Source organism: Pseudomonas sp. AL 58, from assembly GCF_036348395.1.
GTDB classification, from domain to species: Bacteria; Pseudomonadota; Gammaproteobacteria; order Pseudomonadales; family Pseudomonadaceae; genus Aquipseudomonas; species Aquipseudomonas defluvii.
The window spans coordinates 137,157-150,810 of the sequence record NZ_JAZBQR010000011.1 but is presented as its reverse complement, the minus strand read 5'-3'; the positions used below and the strand labels follow the sequence as shown (position 1 = coordinate 150,810).

General features: G+C 62.4%; 13 protein-coding genes. 2 read left to right on the top strand and 11 right to left on the bottom strand.

The window, feature by feature from the left end; all coding sequences use genetic code 11:
* Positions 1-21: 21 nt before the first annotated feature.
* Positions 22-411, top strand: coding sequence for a VOC family protein (locus tag UIA24_RS14135; protein ID WP_099774243.1), 390 nt, complete (start codon positions 22-24; stop codon positions 409-411).
* Positions 412-490: 79 nt separating this feature from the next.
* On the opposite strand, the gene UIA24_RS14130 is transcribed toward UIA24_RS14135, so the two are convergent.
* The 10 genes from UIA24_RS14130 to UIA24_RS14085 form a co-directional block, all read right to left on the bottom strand.
* Positions 491-1,873, bottom strand: coding sequence for a DUF1329 domain-containing protein (locus UIA24_RS14130; protein WP_330523115.1), 1,383 nt, complete (start codon positions 1,871-1,873; stop codon positions 491-493).
* A gap of 81 nt (positions 1,874-1,954) precedes the next feature.
* Positions 1,955-3,649 carry a class I adenylate-forming enzyme family protein gene (locus UIA24_RS14125; RefSeq protein WP_330523114.1) on the bottom strand — a complete coding sequence of 565 codons (1,695 nt, stop codon included), beginning with the start codon at positions 3,647-3,649 and terminating at the stop codon, positions 1,955-1,957.
* A gap of 35 nt (positions 3,650-3,684) precedes the next feature.
* Positions 3,685-4,839 carry an acyl-CoA dehydrogenase family protein gene (locus UIA24_RS14120; protein ID WP_102053435.1) on the bottom strand — a complete coding sequence of 385 codons (1,155 nt, stop codon included), beginning with the start codon at positions 4,837-4,839 and terminating at the stop codon, positions 3,685-3,687.
* Positions 4,836-6,041, bottom strand: a complete 1,206-nt coding sequence (locus UIA24_RS14115) for an acyl-CoA dehydrogenase family protein (protein WP_330523113.1) — start codon at positions 6,039-6,041, stop codon at positions 4,836-4,838. The genes UIA24_RS14120 and UIA24_RS14115 overlap by 4 nt, the downstream gene beginning before the upstream one ends.
* 83 nt (positions 6,042-6,124) lie before the next feature.
* Entirely contained in the window at positions 6,125-7,294 is a 1,170-nt protein-coding gene (locus UIA24_RS14110; protein WP_065760543.1) for an acyl-CoA dehydrogenase family protein, read from the bottom strand.
* An 11-nt stretch (positions 7,295-7,305) separates the two neighbouring features.
* Entirely contained in the window at positions 7,306-8,484 is a 1,179-nt protein-coding gene (locus tag UIA24_RS14105) for a lipid-transfer protein (protein ID WP_065760544.1), read from the bottom strand.
* 17 nt (positions 8,485-8,501) lie between these two features.
* Entirely contained in the window at positions 8,502-8,921 is a 420-nt protein-coding gene (locus UIA24_RS14100; protein ID WP_065760545.1) for a MaoC family dehydratase, read from the bottom strand.
* The gene (locus tag UIA24_RS14095) at positions 8,893-10,026 is read right to left on the bottom strand and encodes an acyl-CoA dehydrogenase family protein (RefSeq protein ID WP_330523112.1); all 1,134 of its coding nucleotides are present in this window, start codon (positions 10,024-10,026) and stop codon (positions 8,893-8,895) included. The genes UIA24_RS14100 and UIA24_RS14095 overlap by 29 nt, the downstream gene beginning before the upstream one ends.
* 11 nt (positions 10,027-10,037) lie before the next feature.
* Entirely contained in the window at positions 10,038-11,015 is a 978-nt protein-coding gene (locus tag UIA24_RS14090; protein ID WP_330523111.1) for a bifunctional MaoC family dehydratase N-terminal/OB-fold nucleic acid binding domain-containing protein, read from the bottom strand.
* 56 nt (positions 11,016-11,071) lie between these two features.
* On the bottom strand, positions 11,072-11,857 hold the full coding sequence (locus UIA24_RS14085; RefSeq protein ID WP_330523110.1) for an SDR family oxidoreductase: 786 nt from the start codon (positions 11,855-11,857) through the stop codon (positions 11,072-11,074).
* Positions 11,858-11,999: 142 nt separating this feature from the next.
* Here UIA24_RS14085 and UIA24_RS14080 point away from each other — a divergent pair, with 142 nt between their 5' ends.
* Positions 12,000-12,785 (top strand): enoyl-CoA hydratase, encoded by a 786-nt coding sequence (locus UIA24_RS14080; protein WP_065760548.1) that lies wholly within the window; start codon positions 12,000-12,002, stop codon positions 12,783-12,785.
* A gap of 102 nt (positions 12,786-12,887) precedes the next feature.
* On the opposite strand, the gene UIA24_RS14075 is transcribed toward UIA24_RS14080, so the two are convergent.
* Positions 12,888-13,646: an SDR family oxidoreductase gene (locus tag UIA24_RS14075; RefSeq protein ID WP_330523135.1), complete on the bottom strand. Its 759-nt coding sequence runs from the start codon at positions 13,644-13,646 to the stop codon at positions 12,888-12,890.
* Positions 13,647-13,654: the final 8 nt, after the last annotated feature.

Genomic DNA, 13,654 nt, shown 5'->3' with positions numbered 1-13,654 from the left:
ACTCAAGGTCAGGGACTGCCCATGAAATTTGCCTACACCATTCTTTACGTACCCGATGTCGCCTCATCGCTGGCGTTCTTTGAACAGGCCTTTGGCATTAACCGGCGCTTTTTGCATGAGTCTGGCGACTATGGCGAACTGGACACCGGTGCCACCACCCTGGCTTTCGCTTCACGGGCGCTGGGCCAGGCCAACCTGCCAGAGGGGCTGGTCGTGGCGGCTGAATCAGCCCGGCCGCTGGGCATGGAAATCGCACTCGCCACCGATACTGTCGAGGTCGCCCACGCCCAGGCACTGGCCTGCGGAGCAACCGAGCTCAAGGCCCCCGAGCAAAAGCCCTGGGGGCAAACCGTGTCGTACCTGCGCTGTCCCGATGGCTTGCTTGTGGAGTTGTGTACGCCGATGGCGTAACGCTGGCATCTGCAGCGATAGAAAAAAACCCTGCCGGAGACCGGCAGGGCTTCAAGGTGCAGCCACTACAGTGTAACGATCAGCGACCGATAGCCCGCGCCGCGTCGGACGTGTACATGTCCGGCGTGAACTTGCTCTCGTTGAGGATCGGCCCCTTCTTCGCCTCGTTGGTCATCCCGTAGCCGGTGTACTGGCCCGAGTTCAAGTCCATGAAAAACTGTGAACCTGCCTGCCAGCCGCTCATGTCCGGATGGTAGTAGTAGTTGATCATTGCATGCTTCCACAGCTGCCCACGGGCATCGTAGTTATCGGCCATGACCGCGTTCCAGGTGTCTTCGTCAATGAACAGCACCCGCTTGCCATAGACATGGCGATAGCCTTCCTTCAGGTCAGCCTCCACCACCCAGACACGCCGCAGCTCATAACGCATGAACTCAGGATTGGGGTGGTTGGGCGTGAGCATGTCAGCGTACTTGATGTTCCCCGCATTCGGTTTGAACGCGTTGGCCGGGCTGTAGATTTCACGCTTGCCAATCAGTTTCCAGGTGTAGCGTTCCGGCGCGCCGTTGAACAACCGGTCCTCATCGACCGTCATGGTCCCGTTGGTGCCGATCATCGGTTGGTCATAGCCGTAGCCCGGCATTTGCCGGACGCGTCGGGTCGACGGGCTATAGGCCCAGGCCTGGCGGGATTCGGTGGCGAAGTTGTAGGGTTCATGGGCAATGCTGATCACGCCGTTGTCACGGGCCGGTTTCAGCGTGGTGTTGTAACTCATCGCCTGAACCTTGTTTTCGGTCTTGGGTTCGACCGTTGGCGAGTTGGCCTGCGACAGGTTGCGCGCATGGGCACGGCCCCAACCGATACTGCCGTTGGGCAATACGGACGCCAGGTCGCTGATCTTTTCCTCGGTGTAGGCGCGCGCCGGCAACTGATGGTTCCAAAGCACTTCCATGCCATTTTTCGGAATCGGGAACGGTATCTGGCCGAGCCCTTCAATGCCCAGGCCGTCATTGACCAGCTTGGCAGTCAGCGCATTCTGCATCGCCCGCCGGCACACATAATCGGGGTAACGGAAATCCCGATGCCCAGGGTAGACGTTCATCTTGTAGGTGGTCGGGTACTTCTTCAGCAGGGCTTTCTGGCCTTCGGTCAGGTGCGCCTCGTACTGGCTCATGTTCTGTGCGGTGATCACCAGGATCGGCTTCTCCGACGCGTAAGGGTCCACAGGTTGGTCACCCGAGAACTTCACGTGATTCCAGCCGGGGACCTCCCCCAGGTATTTGCCGGTGTACGGGGGAATGGTTCCTGCAGCATTACCGGCCTGCTCGGCACCGACGCAGGTCAGTTCCTTGCCCAGCTTGGCGGCTTCCTGAGGCGACACCTCGGCGTATGCGCTACCGATAATCCCGGCATTGGCGGTTAATGCGGCTGCGAGCATGACACCTGTTCTTGTTATTTTCATGTATTGCCTCCTTCGCTGATAAGGCTTGCGGGTATGGGCCTATTGTTCGTGTTCTGACGGCGCCAACATCGTCCGGAAAGACTAAAAATCAAGGTGCTTCCACCTTTCTTTCAGCGCGCTCTTGAGCACTTTGCCGGTGGCGTTGCGTGGCAGTGGCTCAGCCTGCGAGTACACCCGCGCCGGGACCTTGTAGCCCGCCAGCCGCTGGGCAATGAATGCACAGATGTGCTCTTGGTCGGGCATCTGCCCGGTATTGCCGTGAATGACCAACGCCACGGCTTCACCCAGTACCGGATCGGGGATGGCAAATGCCGCCGCCTCGTCAACACCGGGCATTTCACTGACACAGGCTTCAATTTCGGCCGCCGAGATTTTCTCGCCACCGCGGTTGATCAGGTCCTTGAGCCGCCCGGTAATGCAAAGAAACCCCTCCTCGTCCAGGTAGCCGATATCCCCCGTGTCGAGCCACCCGTCATGCAAGGCCTCGGTGCTGGCCTGCGGCAGGTTCCAATAGCCGCTCATCAGGGTTGGCGAACGCAGCCAGATCAAACCACTGGAACCGTTGGGCAACGGCTGCTGCGGGTCGTCGCCAATGCGCACATCGACAATCGGCAATGGCCAACCGGCCGTTGCCGGTTTGTAGACGAACTGATCGCCCCCAATAGCCGCGCCGATGCCGTTGCTTTCCGTCAGGCCGTAACCGCTGCCACAAATGGCCTCGGGCTTGCGCGCGATCATCTCGGCCAGTAAACCACTGGAGGACGCACCGCCCCCAAGGCCCAGCCCGAACAGGCTGGCGGTCTGCTCGGAGCCAAAGCGTGGCGATGCGAGGAGTTGCTGCATCATGACCGGTGCGCCACTGAACTGGGTACAGTGCTCCTCACAGATCAGATCGAGGGCGCGTTCGACGTCCCACTTGTACATCAGCAGCAAGCGCCGGCCACTGCGCATTGCCGAAAGGAACTGCGCATGCAACCCGCTGACATGGAACAGTGGAACCGCCATCAGGGTGGTGGGTGGGTAGCCGCTCTGGATCACCCCACTGATGAGTTCAGGTGAGCTCAGCGCGCAGAATGCGCTCTGGAACTCCAGTGCGGCCAGGGCCTGGCAGATCGCGCGGTGGCTGGACACCACGCCCTTGGCCCGGCTGGTAGTGCCGGAGGTGTAGAGGATCAGTGCCGGTGCGTCAGGGTCAATAGTCACCACTGGAACAGGCAAGCGTGCGTCGGCCAACAGGTCTTCATAGCGAAGACAGTACTCGGGCAGCTGTACCTGACGTTCCGTTCCCACAACGATCGTTGGCAACTGGTCGCCGGCCAGGTCGTCTTGCAGCACGCTCAGCCGCGGTTCATCGCACAGCAGCACGCGGGCACCGCTGTCTTGCATGCCATGCAGCAACTCGTCACGCAGCCCCCAGCTATTGAGCGGTACACACACCGCGCCGCATCGCTGGATCGCGGCGAATGCCACCAGCCAGGCCGGCTGATTGCGCATGGCAATGGCAACCCGCTCGCCGGGGCGCAGGTCAAAACAGGCGACCATCTGCCCCGCCAGCCGGTCAACCTGATCGAAGTACTCGGCAAAGGTCAGCCGCTGTGCTTGCCACACCAGGAACTCGCGCTCACCGTGCACACGACCGGCATCAATTGCTTCCACCAGGTTGTATGCGGTATGGCGAAAAAAACGTGCACCACCCTCCGCCGGGCTTACCACTTCAAAAGGCGAGCCCGGTGCAATCAATTGGTGCCAGGCGGATTGCCATCGTTCAATGCTCATGTGTCGTTCTCCAGGGCAACCGAGACGTCGCGCCTTCAGGCGCAGGCCTCGTCGAGGGCCGAATAGCGTTCGCAATGAAAATCCCGGTCGCCCAAACAAGCCTGGGCGACGCGCACACGCTTGAGGTAAAGGCCGACATCCAGTTCATCGGTGACCCCGATGCCACCGTGCATCTGTACGGCTTCATTGCTGACCTTGATTGCCGTATCACCGGCCTTCCACTTCGCCAGGCTGACCAGTCGGCCACGTTCGGCGACACTGAGGCTGGCGTCGTCCAGGGCCGCCAGCCCGGCCATGACTGCGCTGCGGGCCAGGGCCAGATCGACGTACAACTGGGCGGCACGGTGTTGCAGGGCCTGGAACGAGCCAATCGGCGTGTCGAATTGCACGCGGGTCTTGAGGTAGTCGAGGGTGGTCTGGAACAGTTGCTCGGCCATGCCCAACAGTTCTGCGGCCAGGCACGCACGACCGCGGTCCAGCGCGGTGTCCAGCGCGGCCCAGCCATCACCGAGCGTGCCCAACAGTGCGTCACTGCCCAGTTGCACACCGTCCAGCCGTAACCGCGCACAGTTACGCGAGTCGATCAACGGCAAGGCGCTGCAATTCAGGCCAGGGGTATCGGCAGGTACCAGGAACAGGCTGATCCCCTGTGCCTCACCCGCATGCCCCGAGGTACGCGCAGCCAGCAGGTACGCATCGGCGCCAACCCCGTCGACCACCCAGTACTTGTCACCCCGCAAACGGAAACCGTCGCCCTCGACCACCGCCTCAAGGGCCGTACCCAACGGGTTATGACGTGACTGTTCATCCAGCGCCAGAGCCAGGCGTTTCTCGCCGCTGATCAGGGCATTCAGCCAGCGGTCCTGCTGTTGCGGGTTGCCCGCCAGGTGCAATAGCGAACCACCCAGCACCACGCTCGACAGCAAGGGCGTGGCCGCCAGGTTGTGACCGATAGACTCGAACACCGGCCCAAGCCCCATGCAGCCAAAGTCCAGGCCCCCGTAATTTTCCGGAAATGGAATCGCACTCCAGCCCAGGTCCACGGCGGCTTGCCACAGCTGCGGATCAAAACCGAGCACCGAGCCCTCGTCGCGCAGCCGACGCTGGGCCGCGACCGGGCTGCGCGCCGCGAGAAAATCCCGGGCACTGTCGGCGAGCAAGCGCTGCTCTTCGCTGTAGCGCAGGTTCATGGCGTCACTCCTTTCTTTGCATCGGGCAGACCAAGCACGCGCTTGGCGATGACATTGAGCTGGATCTCCGAGGCACCACCGGAAATCGTCAGGGCATAGCTGTTCAACCAGGCCCGGGTAATCGCCTGTTGCTGGGCACTGAAAGCCTCGCTTTGCCAGCCGAAGGCATGCCCGCCCATGGCATCGAGCAGGACTTCGAACTTGTCGCGTTCCTGCTCGGTGTGCACCAGTTTCATGATCGACATCAGGCCACTGACGTCGTCACCGAACCTGGCTTCTTCGGTCATGCGCTGAACCGTCAGGCCATAGGCGTGTTCATTCATCGCGCAGGCCACGGCGCGGGCATGCAGCGCCTGTTCGCCTTGGCTTTGAGGGCGCGGCAGGTACTCACGCAGCAGCGAAAGCAAATGGAAATGCGAGGGCAGGCTGATCTCGCCAAACTTCGACATGGCCTTGCGTTCGTGCTGCAGCAGGTACTTGCCCAGGTTCCAGCCGCCATCCAAAGGGCCGATCAGTTGCTGCTTGGGCACCTTCACCCCATCGAAGAACACCTGGCAGAACGCCGATTTGCCGCTGATCAGGTCAATCGGTACCGCCTTGACCCCAGGGCTGCGCATATCCAGCACGATCAGGCTGATACCTTCATGCTTGGGCACCGTGGGGTTGGTTCGTACCAGAGCGTACATCCAATCGGATTTATCGCCGTAGGACGTCCAGATCTTGCTGCCATCAACGACAAAGTGGTCGCCAGCATCACGGGCCGCCATTTTCAGGCTGGCAAGGTCGGAACCCGCGTTAGGCTCTGAGAAGCCCTGACACCAGCGCACTTCACCCCGGGCCATGGGCGGCAATAACGTCCGCTTCTGCTCCTCACTGCCAAATGCCAGCAGCACCGGCCCAAGCATCCAGATGCCCAGGTTGATCTGGGGCGGACGACACTTGAGCCTGCGCATTTCGCTCTCAAGTACCGCCAGTTGCTCTTCGCTCAAGCCCGCACCGCCGTACTCCTCGGGCCATTCCGGGCAGAACCAGCGCTTGTCACGCATACGCTCAAACCACAACCGGGCGTCTTCGCTGGGGAACTGCGGCTGGCTGGCACCCCACACCACTTCGCCCTCCGCCATAGCGGTTCGCATGGACAAGGGGCAGTTGGCCTCCAGCCAGGCACGGGTCTCGTGCCTGAATTGCTCAATCGTGCTCATGAAATTCACCCTCGACCTGGCCCCGGACTCAGTCCGGAGCGGGTACTGTTCTTGTTGTATTGGCTGAGCGGCGCGGGGCGCTGTCAGCGTTGGGTACGTGGCATGCCCAGGCCGAACTGGGCGATCAGTTCACGCTGAATTTCGTTGGTACCACCGCCAAACGTCAGGGTGACCGAAGAGCGCAGTTCGTACTCCAGCTCGCCCTGCAACAACGCCGCTGAGGAGCCGCTGCGCAACGAACCGTTGGCGCCGAGAATGGCGGCGAGCTTGCGCAGTATCTCGATGGCCGACTCGGAGCCATACACCTTGGTGGTCGAACTCAGGGCCACATCCATGCGCTGCTGCTCAAGGTCGGCAGCGATACGCAAGTTGATCAGGCGCATCGCTTCCAGGCGGGCATAACACTCTGCCAACGAACTGCGCACCCAGCCCTTGTCCATGGCCCGTCGGCCCTGTTCATCACGGCAACGCGCCCACAGGTAGACACGGCGGAACAAGGCGACCACCTTGTCCGACCAGGAGCCAAGCCCAAGCCGCTCATGGTTGAGTTGCTCGGTGATCAGCTTCCAGCCACCGTGCAGCTCCCCTACCAGCATGTCCTTGGGCACCCGCACGTTGTCGTAATAGGTGGCGGTGGTGGCAATGCTGGTGGTCGGGATCAGTGTCGTGGAGAACCCGGGCGCCTGGGTATCGAGGATCAGGATCGAAATCCCCTTGTGACGCGCTTGCGTGGGGTCAGTGCGCGCCGCCAGCCAGATGTAGTCCGCCGCATCGGCACCGGACGTCCACAATTTGTTGCCATTGACCACGAACTCATCGCCTTGCAGGCGTGCGCTGGTCTTGAGAACCGCCAGGTCACTGCCGGCGTCCGGCTCGGAGTAGCCGATGGCAAACATGATCTCGCCCGCAGCGATGCCCGGCAGGAAGCGCTCCTTTTGCAGCGCGCTGCCATGGGTCATCAGGGCCGGGCCAACAGTGCTGATGGTCACGAACGGCAATGGCGCACCGGCAATGTTGGCCTCTTCAAAGAAAATCAACTGCTCAGTGGCCGCGTAGCCTTGGCCACCATGCTCTTTGGGCCAGCCAACAGCCAGCCAACCGTCGCGGCCCATTTGCCGGATGGTTTGCCGGTACAGCTCGCCGCCTTCCTGGCCCCGCAACTGCTCACGCAGCTGCGGGGTCATCAGCGCCTGGAAGTAGTCCCGCACCTTGTGGCGCAGGGCGTGTTGTTCAGGAGTCAGATCAACGAACATATAACGCCTCCTTAGGCCGCGCCGAGAATCAGGCCGCTGGTCGGCACGCCGGTACCGGCAGTGACCAGCACGTTTTCTACCGCCGGCACCTGGTTGACTGCGGTGCCGCGCACCTGCCGTACCGCTTCGGCGACGCCGTTCATGCCATGAATGTAGGCTTCGCCCAGTTGTCCGCCGTGGGGGTTGATCGGCAACTTGCCGCCACGGGCATGATGACCCGCGCGGATGAACTCCTTGGCCTCACCACGCTTGGCGAAACCGAACTCTTCCAGTTGCGGCAGCACGAACGGGGTGAAATGGTCATAGATCACCGCTGTCTGAAACGCTTCCGGCCCCAGCCCTGACTGGCGATAAAGCTCACGGGCCACCACGCCCATTTCCGGCAGCCCGGTAATGTCGTCACGGTAAAACGAGGTCATGATCTGCTGACCGTCAGTAATGCCCTGGGAACCGGCCTTGATCATCACCGGCTTCTGGCGCAGATCACGGGCACGTTCCGCCGAAGTGATCACCATGGCCACGGCGCCATCGGACTCCTGGCAGCAGTCGAGCAGGTGCAGCGGTTCGCAGATCCAGCGCGAGGCCTGGTGCTCCTCGAGGGTAATCGGCTTGCCGTAGAAAAACGCCTGGGGGTTGGTCGCGGCAAAATCACGCACGGCCACTGCGACCCGACCGAAATCCTCGGACGTGGCCCCATAGGTGTGCATGTAGCGTTGAGCGAACATGCCCACCCAGGCCGCCGGCGTATGGAAACCGTGGGGCATGTACCAGCCGTAGTTGACGTTCTCGAAGATCGGCGTCGAGGCGAAACCGTAAGTGCCGGTGCCGAAGCGATACCAGGACCGCTCGTTCATGGCCCGGTAGACCACCACCACTTTTGCCACGCCGGTGGCCACCGCCATGGCCGCGTGCATGATCGGCGCACACGCCGCACCACCGCCGTGAGGCACTTGCGAAAAGAACTTAACGTCCTTGCAACCCAACAGGCGGGCAATTTCGTATTCCGGAACCTTGTCCACCGAGTAAGAGCTGAAGCCCTCAACTTCGGAAGGGTCAATGCCCGCATCCTTCAGCGCGCTCAGCGTGGCTTCAAGGGCCAGGCGCAGTTCCGTGCGCCCGGAGTTCTTGGAAAACTCGGTCGCGCCCAAACCAACTATCGCGGCGCGTCCGGATATCGACGAAGTCGTCATGTCTGTGTCTCCGGCTGTCAGGGCAGGACCAGCGCGACCGTACCGGTCACGTGGTTGCCCATGGAATTTTTGCCGCTGAGGGTGACTTCCACCGTACGGGTGTCGGCATCCTGGCGGGTCACGCTGCCGCTGAAGGTCATGCAGTCACCGGGGTAGTTCGGTGCACCCAGCTTGATTTTCAGTGAGGTGAACGTGGCCAACGGCCCCGCCCAGCCTTCGACATAACGCTGCACCAGCCCGTTGGTGGTCAGGATGTTCATGAAGATATGCGGTGAGCCCAGTGCGCGGGCTGCCTCCAGATCATGGTGCCCCGGAAAATAATCCCGGGTGGCAATCGCGCCACCGGTGATCAGGCCGACCGTGATTGGAACCGCCAGTTCAGGCAGCACTTCGCCGGGGCGCACGTCTTCAAAGCGCTTGGTGTTCTTCGAGGTCATATTTCCATCCCAGCTTGTCGTTATCGCTCAGCCAATCGCCGAGACGTTCCAGGCTTGCCGCCGAACCACCCAGGGCGAGGCCCAGGGCGCGGCTCCAATAGAGAAAACGGTGGATCGGGTACGTCAGGTCGACGCCGATACCGCCATGCACGTGCTGTGCGATGTGGCCGATGCGATGTCCCGCTTCACACGCCAGATAAGCGGTGGCCAGCGCTTCCGACGGCGACGGCAAACCGGCGTCGAGGCGATAGCAGAGTTGCCAAAGCACACTGCGCAGGGCCTCAAGGGCGATATGCGCATCGGCCATGCTCATTTGCACCGCCTGGAAGCTGCCGATACGCCGCTCGAACTGCTGACGCTCACTGACATAGGCCACGGTGCGGCGGATCTGCTCCTCGCTGACACCCAACTGCAACGCGGCCAAGGCTGCCACGCTGCGCGGCTCCAGCCAGGCCAGGGCGGCACTGGGCAGCAACTGCGGGGCCGCAACGCGCAGGCCCTCGACATGCACATCGGTAACGGCTTCACCGTGGGTAAGCACCGCTGGTACACGGGTTACCTGTGCGACCGAGAGGTCAAGCAGCAACAACCGCGGCTGGCCGTCTACGTCTGCCAGCACCAGTGCCGCCTGTGCCTGTTCGCCCAGGGCTAAGGCCGCGACCCGACCATTGATTTCCCAGCCGTCGGCACACGGACGGGCCTGAAGCTCGATGCCGCGGGCACTGCCAAGAGCATCGATGGCCAGGGTCAGCATGGCTTCACCCGACGCGGCTTTTTCGGCCCAGGCCGCGACCTCGGGCAATGCGAACGCGGCAAGGGTCGCTGCGGCCAGTTGATGCCGCCACAGCGGCACCTGTGCCAAGCCCTTGCCCTGAGCCTGCAACACCAGCATCAGCTCGGTCATGCCCAGGCCACTGCCACCGTGGGATTCAGGAATCGCCAAGGCGTGCAGCCCGGTTTCAATGCAGAGCGCCCAGAGTGGAGCCATCAGCGGCTCACCACTGGTATCCCAGCGACGCAGGTAGTCGTCGTGGCAGTGGTCGACAAACAGGCTGTCAGCCATCTGCGCAATCGCGCGCTGGTCTTCGGTCAATTCAAAATTCATGGGGTCAACTCCTACGCGCCGACGGGCCGAAACAGGGGCAAGGTCAGCGCGTCATCGAAGGTCTGGAACTCGACCTGCAAACGCTGGCCGATCTGCAACTGCTCACGCTCAATGCCGACCAACCCGGCGATCAGGCGTACGCCCTCCTCCAGCTCGATCAGACCGATGGGGTTCGGGTGATCGAACGGCGCGACCTCCGGGTAGTGCATGACCACAAACGAGTAGAGGCTGGCGCGACCACTGGCCTGGACGGTGTCCCAGTCGAAGCTGTGGCACTGGATGCATACCGGCGCGGGTGGATGGCGCAAGGTGGCGCAGGCCGTGCAGCGCTGGATCAACAGTTGGCCCTGTGCGCAGCCCTCCCAGAAGAACCGGGTGTCGTCACTGATGCCCGGTTGCGGGCGCTTGGCCTTGGCAGGTGCAGCGGCCACGGTCGGCGCAGGCGCTGCTGGCTGAGCATTGGCCGGGCGAAACTTGAACACGCGGAACAGCAACTCGCCTACCGGTTCGTCGCCACCGGCCTTTTCGACGAAGTGACTCATCACCAGGGTGACAAAGAAGCCCGTGCCCAAGGCGGTGGTTTTCTCATCGCCCACCGCATCCAGGCGGGTGGTGTAGTAGAGCTTTTCACCCAGGCGCAAGGGGCGCGTGAAGCTCAGCTCGGAGTTCACTGCCACGACCGAGTTATAGCCGTACTGCTCGAACAGCTTGAGCACTTCATAGGGGTTTTCGTCGGTGGAACCTGGCGGATAGTGGTTGGCATGGAAGCCTTCCATGGTCCACACCTGCAACATCGCCGGCGGCGCAATCAAGCCCTCATGGGGCGTGCCGAGGGCAAACGCAGGATCGGTGTAGAGCGGGTTTTCGACACCCATGATCTCGCACCACTGACGAATCATCGGTGCATTGACCTCATCCCAGGCATACACACGACCGTATTGGCGCCCCACTAGGGCGCGCACATTGGATAGCAATTGTGGATCAGCCAAAGTCGTCTCCTGCAAATTGAGGGCGGCAACCGGACCCGGCCGCCACCATGGGTCGATCAGGTGGGCAGAACCTGCGCCGCACCGAGAAACGCCGGACGTTCGCCACCGCCATGCAGCAGCAGGTTGCAGCCGCTGGCGTAACTGGCCAGCGGCGAGGCGATGTACAGGCAGGCATTGGCGACATCCGCCGCCACGGCCATGCGACCGGCCGGGATACCGGCGCTGACGGCGGCGATACCGGCGTCGTTGCCGTAATGCAGGTGAGCCTGTTCAGTCAGCACCAGGCCCGGGCTGACCGCGACCACACGAACCTTCGGCCCCCACTCCACCGCCAGCGACTGCACCAGCGACAGGACGCCAGCCTTGGCCGCGCCATAGGCCGCAGTCCCGGGTGAGGCGCGCAAGGCGCTGATGCTGCCGATAAACACGATGCAACCGCCCTGCACTTGCGCCTGCATCAGGCGGTTGGCGTGCTGGGCGACATTCAGAGGCGCGATCAGGTTGAGACGAATGATGCTGTCGTGAAAACGTGGCGATGCGCTGGCGGCCTCGGCTGCCGGGCTACCGCCTGCGTTGTTGATGACCACGTCAAGGCGGCCAAAATCGCGACTGATGGTGTCGAACAGCGCCTGTAGCGAGTCCGGGTCGCGCACATCCGTCGGGATGAAGATGGCGCGCTTGCCCTCCAGCGTCGGCACCTGCTCAGGCGCTGAGCGGGCGCAGACGATCACCTGCGCATCGGCCGCCAGAAACTCACGCGCAATACCTGCGCCAATGCCCTTGGTACCGCCGGTGACGAGCACCACCTTGCCACTGTAATCAAGCCCCGAATGCAGCCCCATGTCGCGCTCCTTAATTCTGCTGACAGGGTTCACTCTAGGGACAAAGCCAGGCCCATTCTTCGTCTGAACGGACGATGAATCATCACCGTCCGGCCGTGACACTGGCAGGCATTCACCTGACGCCTGGCTCACGAGGACGCTCATGCCTGATTCATCCGCTCCACCGGTTCTGCTCGAACGCCCGCTGCCTGGCGTAGCCCTGCTGCGGCTCAACCGTCCGCACGCGACCAATGCCCTGAGCCTGGAGTTGCAAGCCTTGCTGTCGCGTTACTTCAGCGAACTGAGCGCCGACCCGCAGGTGCGTTGCATCCTGCTGACGGGCGGCGACAAGGTGTTTGCCGCAGGCGGCGATATCAACAGCATGGCCGGCGTCGGCCCTATCGATATCTACCGGCGCCATACCGAACGGGTCTGGGCGCCGATTCAGCACTGCCCGAAACCGGTGATCGCGGCGATCTGCGGGTACGCCTATGGCGGTGGCTGCGAGTTGGCGATGCTTGCCGACCTGATCGTCGCGGGGCGCAGCGCACGCTTCTGCCAACCGGAAATTCGTATCGGCATCATGCCGGGCATTGGCGGTACCCAGCGATTGGTCCGCGCCGTGGGCAAGGTAAAGGCCATGCGCATGGCCCTGACCGGGCAACCGATCAGCGCCGAAGAAGCCTGGGTGGCCGGCCTGGTCAGTGACCTGGTGGACGATGACCAGGTCCAGGCTCACGCCCTGGAGCTGGCCCGCGTCATCGCGGCGATGCCGGCATTGGCCGCCGAACAGATCAAGGAAGTGATTCTCGCCGGCATGGATGCGCCGCTGGAGGCCGGCCTGGCACTGGAACGCAAGGCCAATGCCCTGCTGTTCGCCTCCCGGGACCAAAAAGAAGGCATGCAAGCTTTTATCGAAAAACGCCCGGCGCAATTCGAGGGGCATTGAACGGCATCCACTCGGAAGAACGCAGCACTGCAACACAGCACAAGGCCGCTTGCCCGTTTCAACAGGCAAGCGGCCTTGTGCAATCAAGCACTAACGTGATGATCAGATGCTCATCACCATCTGCCCACTGTCGATGCGCAGTTCGACGCCGTTGATGGCCCGGGACTCATCGCTGGCAAGAAACAGCACACTGGCCGCCACATCCTCGGGCAAGCACATGCGGTTCATCGGGTCACTGTCGATGGTCAGGCGGACCGGGTCGACACCCTGCGGGAAGCCGCCACTGGTCATGTCGGTGAGTACGCCGTCCGGGTGCAGGGTATTGCAGCGGATCCGGTACTTGCGGCGTCGGCAGAGCACCGCCACTGAACGCGACAAGGCCGCCACAGCGCCTTTCGAAGCACTGTAGGCCATGAAATCATCACGCCCGGCCAGTGCCGCAATCGACGACAGGTTGATGATCGAACCACCGCCCTCCTTCATCAGCGCAATCCCCTCGCGACAGCCGAGAAACACACTGTCGGCATTGACCCGCATGACCTTCTGCCAGTCCTGCACCGAGGTTTCTTCGACTGAACCGCTCAGCAGTATGCCGGCATTGTTGAGCAGGATATCCAGGCGGCCATAGCGCTCACGCAAGTGCGCCATGACCTGCTTCCACTCTGCCTCGCTGCTGGCGTCATGGCGGATAAACGCCGCAGCCGGGCCGATTTCGGCAGCCAGTGCCTCACCGGCAACGACGTCGATATCGCTGATCAGCACCTGGGCGCCTTCAGCCGCCAACAACCGTGCACTGGCACGGCCAATACCCTTGGCACCGCCAGTCACCAGCGCCACCTTGCCATGAACCCGTCCGGGCATGTTGTTCT